Below are 18,527 nucleotides of genomic sequence, written 5' to 3' on the forward strand. Positions count from 1 at the left end.
GTCTTGCAATCATTGCTCCTGCTGCACCGGCACCGACAATCAGTGTCCGTTTCTTGTTTCCAACATCTTTGATGTAATTATCTCGATAGATACGCCAAATAAAACGTGATCCGCCGATAAAAATAATATGCAATAACCATGTGACAATAAGTGCCCGTCGATAAATGGAAAAGTCATTAACCATAAACTGAACAACGGCTGTCGAAGCAATAGAAAACGTAATTGCTTTCACAATGGCTGTCAGTTCCCCAATACTGGCATATGCCCATACTTTATTGTAGAGCTTATACTTAAAGGCAAACACATGGTGAAAAGCCAATAGAGCAACGGCACTTATCCATAATGGATGAAGAGAAAAAATATTCTCAGCAGGATAAACAATCCATGAAGCAATAAATATTGCTGTACTCACAATAATGGAATCCATTAATATTAATAATAATATCCTGAGTCTGTACCCCATCTGGGACCCAACCTCTCTGTTATAAATTCATAAGAATATTTCTACACACACTTGCAATTTTCTTACTGCTTAACCATTCGTGCTGCTAATTCTTCAATCATTTCCTCCACTTCTGCACCGATCTCTTCGTTTTGCAAAGCAAATTCTAAAGTTGTCCTTACAAAGCCTAACTTCTCCCCGACATCATACCTTTTCCCTTCAAAATCATAAGCAAACACACTTTGTGATTCATTTAACTGCTGAATCGCATCTGTTAACTGGATTTCTCCGCCAGCACCTAACTGCTTTTGATCAAGATAGTGGAAAATCTTCGGTGATAAAATATATCGGCCCATAATGGCTAAGTTTGATGGAGCAGTTCCTTTTTCAGGCTTTTCTACAAAACGCCTTACAGAATATGTTCTGTCATTTTGCTGATTTGGATCCACAATTCCATAACGATGTGTTTCATTTTCCGGCACTTGCTGCACACCAATAATTGAACCGCCAGTCTCCTCATATTGATCAATCAACTGCTTCAAACAAGGCGTTTCTGCTTGTACAATATCATCACCTAGCAGGACAGCGAATGGCTCATCACCAATGAATTTTCGGGCACACCAAACAGCATGACCTAGGCCAAGTGGTTCTTTTTGTCTTATGTAATGGATTTCTACAGATGCTGGCTGCTTTGCTTTTTCCAGTAATTCGAACTTGCCTTTTTTCAATAAATTGTCTTCTAATTCAAAGTTATTATCGAAATGGTCTTCTATGGCACGCTTGCCTTTTCCTGTGACGATAATAATATCTTCAATCCCTGATGCAATTGCTTCTTCTACTATATATTGGATTGTAGGTTTGTCGACTATCGGTAACATTTCTTTTGGCAGTGCTTTTGTTGCCGGTAAGAATCTTGTTCCTAATCCCGCTGCCGGGATAATTGCTTTTTTTACTTTTCTCATAATCTGTCAGCCTCCAAGGATAGATTTTACCTATTAAATAAGTATAATAATTCAATAGAATACGCAGTTAAACACACCTAGAAAAGACCCAAGAATTTTCTTTTCTTAATTCTTTCAGGTAATTGCCCTGCCACTAGTTGGTCATTCACAACACACAAAGCATTGTCCATATACCAGTCAACTAGAGATGATCCAAATTCACTCTCCAGCACCTGATAGGCATCATTCATCGCAAACCCTCTTGTTGTTACATTATGGGCGTCTGATGCAATAAAATGGGTTAAGTTCGACTCAACCAGCTGCAAACTGAATTTTTTTATTTTCTTGCCGAATTTACCGGCAACACTTGCTGCGGTGACTTGTGTTAGAGCGCCATCACGGACAAGTTCATATAATAGATCTGGATTTTCGATTATTTCTGTATTTCTTTCAGGGTGAACGATGACAGGTTTGATTCCATTAACCTGCAGATCAAATAAGAGTTGTTTCGTATAGCGTGGAACATTGTTCGATGGCAATTCTACAAACAAATAGCCGCTTGCTTCATTTAATGGCAACAGATGCCCATTGTCTAAGTCTGCAATCATTTCTCCATTTATTCGTGTTTCTTGCCCCGGCAGAATGGTGAGGGGGATATCGGATTTGGTTAATATATCATTAAATTGCTGTACTGCTTCAACTATCTCAATTTTGTAGTTATCATATTTCCCATTCAGATGATGTGGTGTCGCAATAATCGTGTCAATACCTTGAGAAACGGCAGCATTCGCCATTTGAATACTTTCATCTACGTTCTTCGCACCGTCATCTAATCCTGGGAGTATGTGGCAATGAATGTCTATCATGATACTTCAGCACCTTTTCTAGTAGATAGTGATAGTATAGCAATTTTTTCAATATATTGATATAGTCTTCCACAAAAAATCCAATTAATCTATCATTTCCCTCTCTTTTCCTGTCTAGTTAAAAATATTCAACAATTTCCGCTTCTTGATGCGTATTGGCTCTTCACTCGTCAAGTTGTAATCCTGATCAATGGCATCCGTATTTTCCTGGAAAACGTGAAATGTCTCGGTACCGAAGTCTCTTGACAGCTTCTTCCAGACATCCTTGATCTGGTATTCTTTCTCCGTTGATGCATCTGAACTGATCAGATGGGTCAGATGATGGGAAACCAGTGTCTTGGCGGCGCTCTGCTGTTTCTTGCCTCTTTTGCCTAACAGGGATCTTCCGCTTAATACGGTGATCGTGCCATTTTTGACAAAGTGGTATAACAGATTGGAATCTTCTTGAAATCTTTTGACTTTCTCCGGATGAAAAATAACAGGGCGGTAACCTTCCAGCTGCATATCGTAAATTACCTGTGAAGTATATGTAGGGATCTGGGCTGATGGCAATTCGATAAAAACATACTTCTCTTCTCCCAGTGTTAAGAGGTCTTCATTCTTCAGATCCTCCACCATATCACCATATAGTGGAACAAGGTGGCATGCTTTTATTTTTATTTGAAGGTTCTCGGCTTTTATCTTTTCTTCAAGGTGTGCGATCTTGGTATTGACTCTGTCTTTTGTCCAGTCATTCATTTCCGGCATGTAGCGCTGAAGAACAACCATTGTATGGACTCCTTGAGAAGCCGCTTTTTTCAGAATAGCGATACTCTCTTCCATATTACGAACAGCGCCATCCTTTGATATCATTAGGTATTGATTGAAATCGAGCAACTATATCATCCTTTCGGGTGGAAGATCGTTCTATATAAAGAATACCATGAGAAAGTTCTTTTGAAAAGAAGAAAATAGTTAATTTTGTTTATTTTTTGTAAAGGACGGGAATAATAGTAGATTTGGCGGGGAAAAATTGTTACAAATAATCAGATGGGCGTAGAGCCTTTATGTACGCGCTTACCAAGCTTATTTTATTAGTTATTATACGGAAAAATGCCTATCCCTCATCATGAGGGATAGGCATATCTTAGTTTGTTCCGTAATAGTAATATTGGGAATCACGCTTGACTTCTTTATCATTTAATACAACACCCAGTAATTTGGCATTTCCTACTTTTAACAGTTCTTTCGCCTTTTGGGCTGCTTCATATTCTGTCTGTTTACTGCGAACGACCATTACAACACCATGGCACAGATTGCCAAGGATCTGGGCATCCGTAACGGCAAGCACTGGCGGTGTATCGAAAATCACCAGATCATATTGCTTATATGCTTCTTCCACTAATTGTTCCATCTTTTTTGAACCTAGCAGCTCAGACGGGTTTGGAGGAATCGGACCGCACGGAAGCAAGTCAAGACCTGGAACATCACTATTTCGAACAGATCCTTCCAGTGTTCCTCCGCCTACAAGCACAGAACTTAATCCCTGCAGGTTATCGAGACGGAAAGTATAATGCAATGTCGGCTTGCGCATATCGGCATCAATTAGTAAAACTTTTTTCCCTTGCTGGGCGAATACAACCGCTAAATTAGCCGTAACGGTTGATTTCCCTTCTGCAGGGCCTGATGAGGTGATCAGCATTGACTTCAAATCACCGTCCACTGCCGCAAACTGAAGATTGGTCCGGACGGTTTTGTATTGTTCTGATACAGGGGAACGCGGATTTAACTTTGTGATCAAATGGCGGATATTGCCCATTTTTTTAGACAGTTTTTTTCGTCTGGCCATTTACGCTCCCCCTCTCTCTTCTTGTATTCGTCTGAACCGCACGTGATTGGGTTGATTCCTCATCGGTTACATGGGAGATCACACCAAGGATTGGCAACTCTAATTTATCTTCAATATCTTGCTCATTTTTGATCGTATTATCGAAATATTCCAGTAAGAAAGCAAGTCCCACACCAGCCATTAATCCAACAACCATTGCAATCGCAATATTTAATGTTGGCTTTGGATTGACAGGAGATGGATTGGCACTGATTGTTGCAGGTGTCAGGACACTGACATTGTTGACATCCAGTAATTCCGGCAACGTATTCTGGAAAACCGCTACTGTTGTGTTGGCGATTTCCACTGCTCGCTCAGGATCTGTATCCGTTACTCTTAGTGTCACGACCTGGGAATTTTCCCCGCTTGATACCGATACTTTGCTGCCTAACTGACCGGCAGACATCGATAATCCAAGCTCATCCACTACCTGACTTAAGATCCGGTTACTGTTGATAATATCATTGTATGTATTGATAATTTCTACGTTTGTTCGGATTTGATTAATATCTACGGTGTTTGTTTCATTTGTATCCTGGTTAACGATAAACTGGGTGCTAGTCTGATAGGTTGGTGTCAACATAAAATAACTTATAAATGCGCTGACTAACATTGCCCCGACAGTTAAACCAATAATGAGTAAGATGCGCTTTCTGATTACTTGAAAGATCTCTTTCAGTGAAATGGTTTCCTCCATTGATTTGCTACCTCCAGATAGATTCTTTGATTGCAGATTGATAAAGTGAGACTTATCAGGGTGCTTAACGCGTGTTGTTCACCACTTAATTTGAGTGTGGGATTACTGACGTTTAGCGCCGTGATAAAGAAGTATTGCGTCGATAGAATTATAACACAGCATATTCACATGGATTATATCATAATTTTTGGGAGTGTGATATAAGAAATTGGAAAAAGGGACCTTTTCTGTCCCTTTGTTCTCCATTAGCGCATTTTTTCTGGTAAGGCAACGATGGATTCGATTAATGTATTTAATTTGGTTTCGACGCGGTGTAACAGATAGAATGTTACAGCGACGGGGAAACCTAAATCTGTTATTAATGCAATCCAGGTTTGTTCCATGTTGGGGTGCTCCTTTCTGGATTATTAAGATTTTGTAAACATAAAGCCTTAATATGTGAAGACCATCAGGCATTCCGATATTTGAGACTCAGGCAAGGTCGATTTCCGCTGCGAGTAGTCGCTTTCCGCGGGCACGGCCTCAGCCTCCTCGACAAGCAAAGTTCGCTTGTCTGCGGGGTCTTCGGCTCGCGCTGTTCCCGCAGGAGTCGACTACTCTCCGCTGCAATCAATGTGGGCGGAGTTTTTTGTGATCATCTATTACATTGGTGTAGATGAGATTGGTTTCCTCAAGCCATCACTTATCGTTCTACTATTTATCTGTGTCATTATTTTTCTCTTCAGAGATGACTAATCGCTTAATTGGTAATAACACCTCTGGCTCCTCTAGCAATTCATCCACTCCATTTTCCAATATTATTCGTAATCTGGTATCAAGTTTTTTTGCTTCTTCTATTATAATCACCTTCCTTTTCTTCTCATTTTCTGCTATTCAAGAAAAAGAGCTGCGCTGGGACGCAACTCTTTTTCTTTTATCATTAAAGTGTGATATCTGTTACATTTCGTTCAACGATGCGTGCGCTTTTCTTTGCGACTAGGTTGCCGCCGCTTGAGAAGATCGCGTTTTGGGCAATGATGGTGTCCATTGCTGTGTTGACAAGCTGTGGATCTACTGGTTCTACCGGGTTATCTAATGAAAGAGTTACCGTTTTGCCTTCCTCGTTCTCGAATTTCAACTCGATTTTTTTCAACTGGTTCGCCTCCTTTCTCTTCAATTAGGATGTGTGTTACTCTGCAGTGATGATCGATTTGTCGTCACGGTTTACTTCAGATAACACTAACTGCTGAAGCGGGACTAACACATCTGTGATTGCTAACAGCTGATCTGCTGTCGCATCAATTTTTACATTGTTGAATGATTTTGATTTGTACTGCATCTCACCACTGACTGGGTCTATACCGTTTTCGAACACGAACTGCAATCTGGAATCAACTTTTGTTGCAACTGCCATTTGATCACCTCCCTTCACTTCTATAATCAATCTGAAGCAGCCAAAAGTAGCATCTTTTTATAATTTTTTTTGGAACAAAGGCGCAAGTGCCCGTTTAGAGACGTAGCGAGTGGAGCGAATCAACTGAGATAAAGGAATCACGGTGAGGTAACGAACCGATGATGACTTATCGTAGGGCGATTTCGCGAAGTCGCCTAGTCTCTGGGCGCTGGAGCCGGACGTGGCCGTTTCTGTCAGCGAACATCATATGACCAAATTTTATAATTTTTATATGTTCTTAAAAGTTGAATAAGCCCTTATGCATATAGGCAAAGAAACCCTTCATATACTAGGGAGAACGGCATCTGCTAAACTGCAAATCTGAAATTCCACCAATTTTCCATCAAATTTTAATAGAATCGTCATGTAAAGGTTGGTGACAGTTTTTTCATTTCATAGTAAAATGTAATTTGATGCTAAAATTTGTTTAAGGAGCATAGTATATGTCACAATCGAGAAATGAATTGAAGAAAATAGCGAAGAAGCGAAAAAGAAGACGCAGAGTCGCCTTCGCATTAGTGATCCTCCTTTTTCTAGTTGGAGGAGTCGGAGTTTATGCAACGAATCTATTAAATAAAGCAGAAGAAGTTGTGAAAGATTCCTACGAAGATGATGGCAGAGAGCAAGGCTCAGAGTTAAGAGAAGAAGAAGTAAACCCGCAGCAGGATAATATCTCCATTCTTTTTATTGGTATTGATGATAGTGAAAAACGGTCGGAAAGCAATCAATCCAACCAATTATCTGATGCACTGTTATTAGCGACATTAAACAGTGAAGACCATAGCGTGAATTTATTAAGCATACCTCGAGACACCTACACCTATGTTCCAGAACGAGACAGATATACTAAAATTAATCATGCTCATGCTTATGGCGGACCAAAAGCAACGATAGAAACAGTCGAGCAATTCCTTCAGGTCCCTGTTGATTATTATGTCCGCGTGAATTTCAATGCATTTATGGATGTTGTTGATACATTAGGCGGCATTCAGGTTGATGTTCCTGTCGAAGTCTATGAACAGAACAGCCAGGATGTAGCAAACGCGATTCATTTAACACCAGGCGTTCAGCAGTTAGATGGCGAGGAAGCGTTGGCACTTGCCAGAACGAGAAAGATCGACAATGATATCGAACGTGGAAAACGTCAGCAGGAAATTTTAAAAGCAATTGTCAACCGTGCATTATCCGTTGATTCTGTACTGAAGTATGATGACCTTCTGGAAGCGGTCGGCAACAATATGAAAACAAACATGACATTCGATGAAATGCAAAGCTTAATTGCTTATGCCAAAACAGGAAGTCTAAATATTGACACCTTTACACTGGAAGGCCAGGATTCTTATATTGATAACGTCTATTATTACCAGGTAGATGATACGAGTCTTGCGAATATGTCCAACACATTAAACTCACACCTGGCAATGGAGCAGGCAACAGAAGAACAGACTGACGATCAGTCATCAGACTCACTGGCAGCAAAGGAAAGCTTAGAATAAGGAAGTGATGGTTCTCATTACCAAGAGAGAACCATCACTTTTTTTCATCAGTAGATATTAAATGAGAAATATTCATGTTATACTAATTTAGTAGTTATTTGTAAATGTTACAAGGAGCGTTTATACAATGAATTTAATAGCAAAATGGAAAGAATCACAGCAATATAAAGTATATAAAAAATACCGCAAGACAGTGGAAGAAATAAATCAGCTAGAGAATATATACGCCGAGTTGTCTGACAGTCAGCTTAAAAATAAAACAATCGAATTCAAAAAATACTTAGAAGGCGGCGGCTCTGTTGAACAGATCACAGTCGAAGCATTTGCGACAGTCCGTGAAGCATCGAAAAGAGTTCTAGGCTTGCGTCATTATGATGTGCAGCTTATCGGCGGATTGGTTTTATTAGAAGGAAATATTGCCGAAATGCCTACAGGGGAAGGGAAAACGCTCGTAGCCTCTCTTCCAAGTTATTTGCGTGCACTTGAAGGAAAAGGTGTTCACGTTATCACGGTAAATGATTACCTGGCGAGACGTGACCGCGACTTAATCGGCCAAATTCATTCCTTTTTAGGATTAACGGTCGGTATTAATGTGCCGGGAATGGATGCGAATCAGAAAGTGAAAGCATATCAGGCGGACATCACGTATGGTATCGGAACAGAATTCGGTTTTGATTTTCTTCGCGATAATATGACCTATTCTGCCGCACAAAAAGTACAGCGCCCTTATCACTATGCGATCATTGATGAAGTGGACAGTGTGTTAATTGATGAAGCAAAAACACCGCTGATCGTTGCAGGGAAAGCAAGATTAAGTGAAAATCTGCATTCTGTCTGTGCCAAAGTTGTGAAGACATTAAAAGAAGGCAAAGACTTTCAATATGATCTGGAACTGAAGACAGTAAGTTTCAAAGAAGACGGCATCAATAAAATCGAGAAAATTTTTGCGATCGATAACTTCTATGATCTGGAGCACCGCGCGCTTAACCATTATATGAATCAGGCACTGAGAGCGAAAGTTCTGTTCGAGCGTGATGTGGATTATATCGTGGAAGACGGGATCATCAAGCTTGTTGATATGAATACAGGCCGGATTATGGAAGGCCGCAGCTTGAGTGAGGGACTTCACCAGGCCATCGAAGCAAAAGAAGGATTAAAAGTAACCGAAGAAAATAAAGCACAGGCATCCATCACGATCCAGAACTATTATCACATGTACCCTATCGTCGGCGGGATGACAGGTACAGCTAAAACGGAAGAAAAAGAATTCCAGAAAGTATACAACATGGATGTTATTCAAATCCCGACAAACAAACCAATTGCCCGTGAAGACATGGAGGATCTGATTTTCCAGACAAAAGAGCAGAAGTATGATTATTTGGTGAAAGAAGTTGTGGAGCGTCATGCAAAAGGCCAGCCGATTTTAATCGGAACAACATCGATTATCCAGTCCGAAACAGTTGCACAGTACTTGAACAAGCAAAAGCTTGATTATCAATTATTAAATGCGAAAAGTGTGGAAAGAGAAGTTCACCTTATTTCACTCGCAGGGCAAAAATCACAAATCACGATCGCAACAAACATGGCAGGACGCGGAACAGATATTATGCTTGGTGAAGGTGTTGCCGAATTAGGCGGTCTCCACGTTATCGGTACAGAACGCCATGAAAGCCGAAGAATTGATAACCAGTTAAAAGGACGCTCCGGACGTCAAGGCGATCCAGGTTCTTCGCAGTTTATCATTTCATTGGAAGATGAACTAGTGAAACGCTTCGGTCATGATCTGTTGGAACGTGTGGAAGGAAAAGTTACAACAGATGAAAAAGGCCAAGTAACCAACAAGCAAGTGAATGAGTGGATTGATACGGTTCAAAAAATCAGTGAAGGCCAGCACTTCCAGTTCCGTGAATTCAACTTCCAGCTGGAGCAAGTAGTCAACGACCAGCGTAAAGTTATCTATCAGTTACGTGATAAAATGCTGACAACAGAAAAAGTAGTCGAACTGATCAGTGGATATGCAGAAGATGTTGTGAGGAAGCTTGTGGATCGATTGATCAATCCTAATTTACTGCCAGATCAGTGGGAACAGGAAAAACTGCTTTCAAGCTTGAATGAAATTTTGTTCGTGGAAGTACCACAAGATACACGCTTTAGCGAGTACGAAGAAATCGAGCCATTTGTTCAGGACTTGTTAGAAAAGCATTTTGAGATTTTTAACAAATTGAATTATGATACAGTGGCAGAAGAACATGTTCGTAAAGGTGCGCTTTCTGTGATTGACCGCAACTGGACAACCCACCTTGAGGAGATGGGACGCCTGAGAGATGGTATTGGCATGCGCTCCTACGAGCAGGAAGACCCGATTCAGATTTATACAAAAGAAGGTTACCAGATTTTCGAATGGATGTACCAAATGACAGAAGGCCAAATCCACCAATTCTTTGTTAGTTCATTCAAAGCGATTATGTTCAAATTATTGAAGGAAGAGGAGAAGTGATTGCAGCATGGGGATGTTTCCTTTTTTAGACAAACGAAGAAAAAGCAAAGCAAACGATGAGCAGGAGATCAATGCAGCTGATGTACTAGGAGAAGATGTTGGTACAGAAACTGGCGATGAAGAGATCGAAACAACCTTATCGATCCATCCAAGCTGGAACTTACCTGAAGAAGAAAAATATGTGTTTGCTTTTCATAACAGTGACGCCAAACCATTAAAGCCAAACCAAATCTCCATCACAACTGTTGATTTGGAAGAACGCAAGCACGAATTTCAATTTATTACATTAATCCGACACAGTGTAAACAAAGCGATTAATTTACGAACAGCCAACATAGTTTTACTGGACGATGAAAAACGCACGATTATCAAAAAATCATTTGATTTATCATCTGTCGGCAAACTTCCGGCAAAAAGCAGCCGTCCATGGAAATTCACTTTTTCCAAAAAAGAATTGGCAAAAATAAACGCCGAACCAAACAGCAACTGGACAATCGCATTCGAATTAAAGAAAAAGCACCAGTTAGACCTGGAAGATTCATGGAAAGAATCACTGGCACAAGACAGCATCGAACAGCTCGAGAAAATCGTAGAATCCGCGAAGCCATTAAAAGCCGGCGAAGTGAATTTTATGGGAATCGAAGCAAAATTAATGGAAGACAACCAGCTGTCTGTGACCATCTTAATCAGAAACGGCGCCGAACGCGACCTTAATATCGAGAAGTTGCCACTAATGGTGACAGACGCATCAGGTGAAGTCATCGCAAAAGGCGGCTTCCAGTTCGAAACACTGACAATCAAAGCAAACACAAGCAAGCCATGGCGCTTCCTCTTCCCAGCTTCATTATTGTTGAAAGATGCGGCAGAGATTGATTTGAGCAAGTGGCAGGCTGAAGTTATACAGAATAATAAATAGATTGTTGTTTGACCACATTCACTTAATTGGGGATGTGGTTTTTTTGTGGGGTGTGGGTGGATGGGATTTGTTCTTCAATCAGGTTCCTTTCCTTTTGTGGGTTGATGTTTAAAAGGGGCTTGTTCTTCAATCAGGCTCCTTTCCTTTTGTGGGTTGATGTTTAAAAGAGGTTTGTTCTTCAATCAGGTTTTTTCCTTTTGTGGGTTGATGTTTAAGAGGGGCTTGTTCTTCAATCAGGTTCCTTTCCTTTTGTCCTTTGATGTTTAAAAGGGGTTTATTCTTCAATCAGGTTTTTTTCTTTTGTGGGTTGATGTTTAAGAGGGGCTTGTTCTTCAATCAGGTTCCTTTCCTTTTGTGGGTTGATGTTTAAAAGAGGTTTGTTCTTCAATCAGGTTTTTTTCTTTTGTCCTTTGATGTTTAAAAGCAGTTTATTCTTCAATCAGGTTTTTTTCTTTTGTCCTTTGATGTTTAAAAGCAGTTTATTCTTCAATCAGGTTTTTTCCTTTTGTCCTTTGATGTTTTAAAGCAGTTTATTCTTCAATTCAGTGCTTCTGTTCGGTTATTTGATGAAAAAAACTTTCCAAATGCTTTGGCGCTTGCTTTTTGTTCCTCTCAAAGCATTCAGATTACTTCTGAATACCTTCGCTTCTCCTCCCTGAGCTCCTCATGGCATTCACACTCCTTCTGAATGCTTTCACTATCCTGCCTCGCTTCCCTCATGGCATTCAGACTCCTTCTGAATGCCTTCACTTCTCCTCCCTGCTCCCCTCATGACATTCAGACTCCTTCTGAATGCTTTCACTTCTCCTCCCCGCTTCCCTCTTGGCATTCAGACTCCTCCGAATGCCTTCATGCCCGCTCCCCAGTCCCCTCAAAGCATCCAGCCACCTTCTGAATGCCTTCACTATTCCTTCCCGCTCCCCTCATGGCATTCAGACTCCTCCTGAATGCTTTCACTATCCTACCTTGCTCCCCTCATGGCATCCATCCACCTCCCAAATGTTTTGGCGTTTTTTTGTTCCTCTATGGTTAGCGGAAATTATACAGCAGAACCAGTTATAATAGTAAAAATCCTCACAACAGCCAATTATCATATCAGCTCTGCAAGGATTTTTTCACGCATACAAACATAAAACACATTAACCTGACGCTAACACTGTCTCCATCTCCACTGCTTCTTCACCCTCAGATAAGTTCCGCCAGCTTTTTAAATGGGTGATATCTTCTGCACCTTGTTTGGCGTAATCTTCACAAATAAATCCAGGTACTTCGCTGCCGTCTTGCAATTCTATTTTTCCTATGCCTAGTGGTGACGGGATGCTTGTGACAAAAGTTCCAAATCCAACTGACGGCATTTCCCATAGTTCAATATTTATCGAACCTCCGCCTGTTTTCTGTTTGATTAACCCAGGCTTTGCTGGATTTGTTGGCAGTTTAATGAATTGATATTTGGCTGCTGTTTGGTCTTCACGAATGAACTTAGCACCTAGTTCCTTCATCTGTTTTTCTAAAGCGAATCCGCGCATATGTAATCCACATACAGCGACTAGTGTAGTATCTTTAGAAGCAGCTTCTGTCTGTTTCCCTTCATTTACTAACAAGTCAGCCATACCGCATACCAAGCTCTCTTTATCAGCCGTTGCGAAAATCGTAATGCCAAATGGTAAATTTTCTCCTGCTTCAAAGGATGGAATCGCAATCGCGCATAAATCTAGTAAATTACAGTGGTTGGTAAAGCGCCCCATGTCACTGTTTGTACCGATTGGATTGATGCGCACTTGTTCTCGCGTCCATGTTCCGGCGTTTGTTGGAGTGATCAGGACAGCATTTTCTAACAGCTTCCATGCTTCCAATTTATACTGCTGCAATGTATGGATTGCTTTGAACAAGGCAGCTGCATCGTATTCGTCTGCTGAACCTGATCGTAAAATCTGCTCTGTTACCGGGAAAGATGCTCCTGGATGCTGGGTAATAAAATCGCCCAGTGCTTCCCAGCGTTCTGCCACCCATGGACCGCCATACAGGATTTGAGCAGTGGCAGCGAACAATTCATAATCGACATAGGTAATTGGGATAGGCAGCTGCTCCAATTGTTTAAGAGTCTTTTCCCATGCTTTTCGGTATTCTTCAGCAAAAGGGCCGAAGAAATCAATTGGTTCTTTAGGCAAAATGATTTTCCCCGGAAGTTCTTTTCCTGGTTTGGCATACGCTTTGGACCATGGATCCTTTTCGTCTACACCGCGGACAGCTTCATCTACTTCTAAAGCTGTTTCCATGCTATCTGCAAAAACGGTCACACAATCGATGCTTTCACATGCCGGTACAACACCTTTTTTCGGCCATGCACCGACACTTGATTTAAATCCAACCAGATTATTTAAGCTGGCTGGTACTCTTCCTGAGCCTGCAGTGTCTGTTCCAAGCGCAAAGGCAGCTTGACCGACCGCGACAGAGACAGCAGAACCTGAGCTGGATCCCCCGCTGATCAGATCTTTTCTTAACGCATTTTTTGTTTCGCCATAAGGGCTTCTTGTGCCAACAAGACCTGTGGCAAATTGATCTAAATTGGTTTTGCCAACAGGAATGGCACCTGCTGTGATTAGTCTTTCCACAACTGTCGCATGTTCCGCTGGTGTATAAGCATATTCCGCACACCCTGCCGTTGTAGGGATTCCTTTTAGATCAATATTATCTTTTATAGCAAAAGGGATTCCCCAAAGCGGTGCATCAGCTGGATTGATTGTTTCCAGACCATCCAAATAAGGCTGTATCCTTTCCATTGAAGGAGGTGTTATCCAAATACTCATATCCTCATCTTCTTCTGCTCGGCGAATAATTTCCTGGATAACCATTACAGGTGTAAGCTCTTCTGTTTGATACATTTCCCTTAACCATTCAACCGAAAGAATTCTGGGGAACGTGATCATACTCATAGTAACAACTCCATTTCTGTCTCTATTTTGCGTACTGTACATATCCGTTTATACGGTTTATTCTTGATCAACTAAAACGGTATTAAAAAAGGAATTCGCCGGATGATTCTCGTCCACTGGCAAAAATACACTGATTTGTTCACTAGGTTTTGTATCATCATTGGCTACAGAATGCACCACACCTGCTGGTACTTGGAATGTGTCGCCAGCTTTGTAAGACTTCCATTCTCCGTTGCATAGTAATTTTACTTTTCCGACAGTAATATGAATAATTTCTGCTACATCATGATAATGTGGTAACACTTGGCCGTCTTTATCAATTTTTTCCCAGAGAATGCTGCTTGCTTTTACCTGAAGATAATCCGCTTGCTCTGCACTCAATATTTCCCTGTGATACAGTTCGCGGTGGTCCGGCATCAGGCTCCACTCCATTCGCTCGCCAACTAATACTTTTGTTTGTTTATTTTCACTCATCATTATCTTCCTCCCTCGAAGCATTTTTTACTTATGCACAACTTCATCTTCCCAAGGCAATCTATATTTCTCTTCAACCAAATCTTTCATATACGTATACGGACAGTCATTCGCACCGCCTTCTACTGCTACATACCCTCTATGGCCAAGTTGATAGATATTGTTTTCTACACCCCAGTACTTTCTCGCTTCTTCCACTAATTTCGGCTTCAATTCACTTGTAATAATCTCGTCTGGGCGGTTGCTTCCTTTCACCATTGGAACGCCATCAAAATTAACAAATGTTCCTTCTCCCATCGAGTCAAAGGTGCCATCTGATCCACAAAGACAAACAGAAGCGGTGTACATTAGATTGCAGAATGCATTAGTCTGGTTGGTAATATTCCAGGAGTGTTTAATTGGTGCGGTATAACCTGCTGTTCGAATCATAATATCCGCACCTTTGTATGCACATTCGCGAGCCATTTCCGGAAACATTCCATCATGACAGATGATCAATGCCAATGTACTGCCATTCGGCCCCTCACAAACCGGAATCCCTAAATCCCCTGGTGCCCATGGCTCGACAGGTACCCATGGATGAAGTTTGCGGTAATTTAATTTGATTTCGCCTTTATTATCAATGATTAATCCTGTGTTATAGGGATTTCCTTCAGGGTTATATTCCATGATTGAAAAACATCCCCAAATGTCGTTGTCGATACAGGCTTGTTGAAATGCCTGCACTTCTGGTCCATCAATATGACACATTATTTCCGGGTTTGTATCCATGGAAAGTCCGTGCAGACAATACTCTGGAAAAACGACTAAATCCATCGTCGGTTGATTGCGACGTGCTTTACCTATCAATTCACATACTTTTTCTGTCTGCTTTTTTAAATCTGCTGGTGTTTTTACATTAGGGTTTTCCAGCTGCACCAACCCTATCCCGACACCATCTGGAGACTTATTTAACCCGCCTAATCCTGTCATACTAATCCTCCCGTACTTTTTTTGATATTGTCTAAGTTTACTAGCTTCAATGCTAAATAAAGCTGAAGTTGAATATCAGAATCATCCAAATCGTTTTGCAGTATTGTTTTAATCCGTTCCATTCGGTAAACAACTGTATTATAATGCGCAAAAAGCGCCTTTGCTGTCAGTTTCATATTTCGGTTTTGCCGGAAGTACATATCAAGTGTTTCTACTAGATTCGTTTGATTATCATGGTCATAATCCAGTAATGGACCTAATAAGTGTTCGACATAATGATCGATTTCTTTGTTGTCGGGTAGAAAGTATAATAACCGGTAAACGCCCAAATCCCCGATTGATAAAACAGCTTGTTGAAAACCGTAAAAATCACTTATTTCCTTTACGCTTTGAGCTTTTTCATAGCTTTTGCACAGTTTTTCCGGTGAAGTTACGGCACCACCACGACAAATTGATATATTGTTCTCAGCCAGTTCTGGCATGGAGGTGATTGCAGTATACGTTCTGCTGATGTTCGTGTCTAGATCTTCCAATTCCTCTCCATGAATGATCAGAACAATCTGGCCATCTACTAAACTTACTAATGAATTAGGCTCAATGGAAGTTTTTAATCGTTTCATCACATTCACTAATTGGAGCGAATGTGCTTGTTCACCTAGCCATCGAATAGTTAATGCTTCATAATATCCTTGATAAGACAATGTATAGCCACAGGATTCGGCACGTATATGAATGTCTGGCAAAGCTTTCACACGGCCCTGTAACCAGTCACTGATAAATTGATCAAGGTGTTGTGTTTCTACCATTTTTCTTGCTTCATTATTGACTAATTCCAGTGCGATTAACGAACTGACCCGATCGACTGTCAGAACATCGATAGAAGCGGTAGTGGTTTCCCATTCTAGTAAAATCAGCCAGGAATTGTTGGTGTATTTGGCAGGGACTGGAGACATATAAACAGAGATTATCTCCCCTCCAATTTCTATCATTCCAGACCTGTCTTCAGATTGGCCCGCTAATTCCTGCCAGTCAATTTGTTCAAACAATTCTTTATAAGCAGCTGATGCCATCTGCACATGGGCAGATTCTTCGGACAGATCCACTAATGCGATCGGATTGCTTAAGATTTTTTCCAGTTCGGCTAATGTATGTTCTAACTTCTTATTTTCCAGGAGAAGCTTGGTGATGAGTTGCAGTCGTTCCTGCAAAACATTTAGATGCTCAGACTCTTTATAAAAAACTTGCTCCATCACCGTACGCACAATATCGGAAAATGTTGTGTCAGGCTGCAGTTCAATCAGCGGAAAATTGTATTGCTGTGCAATCTCTATAACAGTTGGCGGAATTTCTTCTAAGAATCGTTTTGTCTTTATCCCTAATCCAGCAACACCTTTTTCCGCTAACTTCGGAATCAGCTGACCAAAGTCCTCAGGGGTGTCCCGATATGGATAACCTGTTGTCATTAAGAATTCACCCGGACGCACCCAGTTTTCCACATCTGGTACTTCCATGACATTCACTCGCTTAATTAAGTTCGTTAAGTTGGCTGCACCCGCTGCGACGTGAGCTTCTTTGAACTGCGGCATTGCGAGCAACTCTTGAATGCTCAACCCTCGATCCTTGAGTTCCATATCATTCTTCTCTCCCTTATTTGAGCTGTTCTAACAATTTGGCAGAATGACTTACCCAACCAAAAATAGCACCTTGCTGATGAAACATTCTTATTGCAGCTTGTTGATCATCTTCATCAAATGCGGCCGTGCCGTCTTCCAATACTAAACAATCAAAGCCCCGATCATTTGCTTCTCGAACTGTTGAATGAACACAGACATGGGTGGTGACACCTGTTACAATTAATGATTCAATCCCACGCGCGTTTAATTCTTCCAATAAGTTCGTTTGGTAAAAAGCGCCTTTTCCTGGTTTATCAATTACGATTTCGCCAGGCTCAGGAGTTAATTCCTCGACAATCGCATGGCCTTTTTCTCCTTTAATCAATATCCGGCCCATACTGCCTGAATCGCCAATCCCCGCTCCTTGACGCTTGCTTCGCTTTAACTTACTTTCAGGGCAATCAGATAAATCCGGTTCATGCCCCTCTCTTGTGTGGACAACCGTTAAATTGTGAGCACGGAATTGGTCCAGTACTTGCTTTATTGTAGGAATAATCGATTTCGTGTTTGTAATGTCGTTCCCAAGCATTTCGCCAAAACCGCCATTTGCGCAAAAATCATTTTGCATGTCAATGATCACAAGCGCTGTTTTATTCAGATCACAGGCAAAATCGTAAGGCTGACTTGGAATTGTCACTGTTGTTTGGTTTGTTATCATTTCTATCACCCTTTAATCGTTTCTTTCTCAACCACCAATGTTTCTAAAAGCTGCAGAACTTTTTCCGAAGAGGAGACACTTCCGAAGACGCCGCCTTGCATTTTCACCATTTCAAGAGCTGCTTTATGATTGTTCATGTCAGTCGCTCCTGTACAATCTTCTAGAATCAGACACTCAAATCCGCGGTCATTCGCTTCTCTCATTGTTGTATGGACACATACATCTGTTGTGATCCCTGTCAAAATTAAATTCTCAATCCCTTTATTGCGGAGGACTAACTCTAAATCAGTCGCATAGAAGCTGCCTTTTCCTGGTTTATCAATGATATATTCGCCATCAACCGGTTTTAATTCATCAATAATATCCCAGCCCGCTTCTCCTCTGATCAAAATTCGGCCAGCTGGTCCCGCACTTCCGATCTCTGCACCGATTTGTGCACTTCTCCACCGCTTGTTTTCCGGTAAATCAGATAAATCCGGTTTGTGTCCCTCACGGGTATGAATCACTGTGAAGTCAGGAATTTCTCTTACTTTATTCAATAAACGCTTAATTGGTTTGATCGCTCTTGCGGTTAACGATAAATCATACCCCATCGCATCAACATAGCCACCCTCGCCACAAAAGTCTGTCTGCATGTCAATGATAACCAATGCTGTTTTCTTC

19 protein-coding genes and 1 pseudogene are annotated in these 18,527 nt (G+C 41.2%); 3 read left to right on the forward strand and 17 right to left on the reverse strand.

Translation table 11 applies throughout. The annotated features are described in order from the left end of the window. The 10 genes and pseudogenes from F9U64_RS23020 to F9U64_RS12310 form a co-directional block, all read right to left on the reverse strand. Positions 1-463: pseudogene (locus F9U64_RS23020) on the reverse strand (hypothetical protein); the annotation flags it as partial. A gap of 62 nt (positions 464-525) precedes the next feature. Further along, entirely contained in the window at positions 526-1,404 is an 879-nt protein-coding gene (gene galU / locus F9U64_RS12270; protein WP_153403797.1) for a UTP--glucose-1-phosphate uridylyltransferase GalU, read from the reverse strand. 77 nt (positions 1,405-1,481) lie between these two features. After that, on the reverse strand, positions 1,482-2,249 hold the full coding sequence (locus F9U64_RS12275; protein WP_153403798.1) for a tyrosine-protein phosphatase: 768 nt from the start codon (positions 2,247-2,249) through the stop codon (positions 1,482-1,484). Between the two features lie 114 nt (positions 2,250-2,363). Further along, the gene (locus tag F9U64_RS12280; RefSeq protein WP_153403800.1) at positions 2,364-3,125 is read right to left on the reverse strand and encodes a CpsB/CapC family capsule biosynthesis tyrosine phosphatase; all 762 of its coding nucleotides are present in this window, start codon (positions 3,123-3,125) and stop codon (positions 2,364-2,366) included. A 250-nt stretch (positions 3,126-3,375) separates the two neighbouring features. Beyond that, complete coding sequence (locus F9U64_RS12285) at positions 3,376-4,077, reverse strand: CpsD/CapB family tyrosine-protein kinase (protein ID WP_153403802.1); 702 nt, start codon at positions 4,075-4,077, stop codon at positions 3,376-3,378. After that, entirely contained in the window at positions 4,052-4,813 is a 762-nt protein-coding gene (locus F9U64_RS12290; RefSeq protein ID WP_153403804.1) for a YveK family protein, read from the reverse strand. The genes F9U64_RS12285 and F9U64_RS12290 overlap by 26 nt, the downstream gene beginning before the upstream one ends. A gap of 245 nt (positions 4,814-5,058) precedes the next feature. Beyond that, the gene (locus tag F9U64_RS12295; protein ID WP_153403805.1) at positions 5,059-5,196 is read right to left on the reverse strand and encodes a YvrJ family protein; all 138 of its coding nucleotides are present in this window, start codon (positions 5,194-5,196) and stop codon (positions 5,059-5,061) included. Between the two features lie 310 nt (positions 5,197-5,506). Further along, positions 5,507-5,659, reverse strand: coding sequence for a hypothetical protein (locus tag F9U64_RS12300; protein WP_153403807.1), 153 nt, complete (start codon positions 5,657-5,659; stop codon positions 5,507-5,509). Positions 5,660-5,732: 73 nt separating this feature from the next. Beyond that, positions 5,733-5,945 carry a DUF2922 domain-containing protein gene (locus tag F9U64_RS12305; protein WP_153403809.1) on the reverse strand — a complete coding sequence of 71 codons (213 nt, stop codon included), beginning with the start codon at positions 5,943-5,945 and terminating at the stop codon, positions 5,733-5,735. 36 nt (positions 5,946-5,981) lie between these two features. Continuing rightward, complete coding sequence (locus F9U64_RS12310; protein ID WP_153403811.1) at positions 5,982-6,206, reverse strand: DUF1659 domain-containing protein; 225 nt, start codon at positions 6,204-6,206, stop codon at positions 5,982-5,984. A gap of 482 nt (positions 6,207-6,688) precedes the next feature. Here F9U64_RS12310 and F9U64_RS12315 point away from each other — a divergent pair, with 482 nt between their 5' ends. The 3 genes from F9U64_RS12315 to F9U64_RS12325 all read left to right on the forward strand — a co-directional run bounded on the left by F9U64_RS12315 (position 6,689) and on the right by F9U64_RS12325 (position 11,154). Then, on the forward strand, positions 6,689-7,741 hold the full coding sequence (locus tag F9U64_RS12315; protein ID WP_153403813.1) for an LCP family protein: 1,053 nt from the start codon (positions 6,689-6,691) through the stop codon (positions 7,739-7,741). Between the two features lie 127 nt (positions 7,742-7,868). Continuing rightward, entirely contained in the window at positions 7,869-10,238 is a 2,370-nt protein-coding gene (gene secA2 / locus F9U64_RS12320) for an accessory Sec system translocase SecA2 (RefSeq protein ID WP_153403815.1), read from the forward strand. A gap of 7 nt (positions 10,239-10,245) precedes the next feature. Continuing rightward, positions 10,246-11,154 (forward strand): accessory Sec system S-layer assembly protein, encoded by a 909-nt coding sequence (locus tag F9U64_RS12325; protein WP_153403817.1) that lies wholly within the window; start codon positions 10,246-10,248, stop codon positions 11,152-11,154. Between the two features lie 697 nt (positions 11,155-11,851). Here the strand turns inward: F9U64_RS12325 and F9U64_RS23380 are convergent. From F9U64_RS23380 to biuH, 7 genes are all read right to left on the reverse strand, one after another. After that, the gene (locus F9U64_RS23380; protein WP_266095252.1) at positions 11,852-11,983 is read right to left on the reverse strand and encodes a hypothetical protein; all 132 of its coding nucleotides are present in this window, start codon (positions 11,981-11,983) and stop codon (positions 11,852-11,854) included. 310 nt (positions 11,984-12,293) lie between these two features. After that, complete coding sequence (gene atzF, locus F9U64_RS12330; protein WP_153403819.1) at positions 12,294-14,087, reverse strand: allophanate hydrolase; 1,794 nt, start codon at positions 14,085-14,087, stop codon at positions 12,294-12,296. A gap of 57 nt (positions 14,088-14,144) precedes the next feature. Next, positions 14,145-14,561, reverse strand: a complete 417-nt coding sequence (locus F9U64_RS12335; protein WP_153403821.1) for a cupin domain-containing protein — start codon at positions 14,559-14,561, stop codon at positions 14,145-14,147. Positions 14,562-14,588: 27 nt separating this feature from the next. Continuing rightward, complete coding sequence (locus tag F9U64_RS12340) at positions 14,589-15,533, reverse strand: formamidase (RefSeq protein ID WP_153403822.1); 945 nt, start codon at positions 15,531-15,533, stop codon at positions 14,589-14,591. Next, the gene (locus F9U64_RS12345) at positions 15,530-17,164 is read right to left on the reverse strand and encodes a PucR family transcriptional regulator (RefSeq protein ID WP_153403824.1); all 1,635 of its coding nucleotides are present in this window, start codon (positions 17,162-17,164) and stop codon (positions 15,530-15,532) included. The genes F9U64_RS12340 and F9U64_RS12345 overlap by 4 nt, the downstream gene beginning before the upstream one ends. Positions 17,165-17,180: 16 nt before the next feature. Continuing rightward, complete coding sequence (locus F9U64_RS12350) at positions 17,181-17,864, reverse strand: cysteine hydrolase family protein (RefSeq protein ID WP_153403826.1); 684 nt, start codon at positions 17,862-17,864, stop codon at positions 17,181-17,183. A gap of 5 nt (positions 17,865-17,869) precedes the next feature. Beyond that, positions 17,870-18,527, reverse strand: a 658-nt coding sequence (gene biuH / locus F9U64_RS12355) for a biuret amidohydrolase (protein ID WP_153403865.1), incomplete at its 5' end; no start/stop codon positions are given.

This window comes from Gracilibacillus oryzae (genome assembly GCF_009498735.1).
Taxonomy (GTDB): domain Bacteria; phylum Bacillota; class Bacilli; order Bacillales; family Amphibacillaceae; genus Gracilibacillus; species Gracilibacillus oryzae.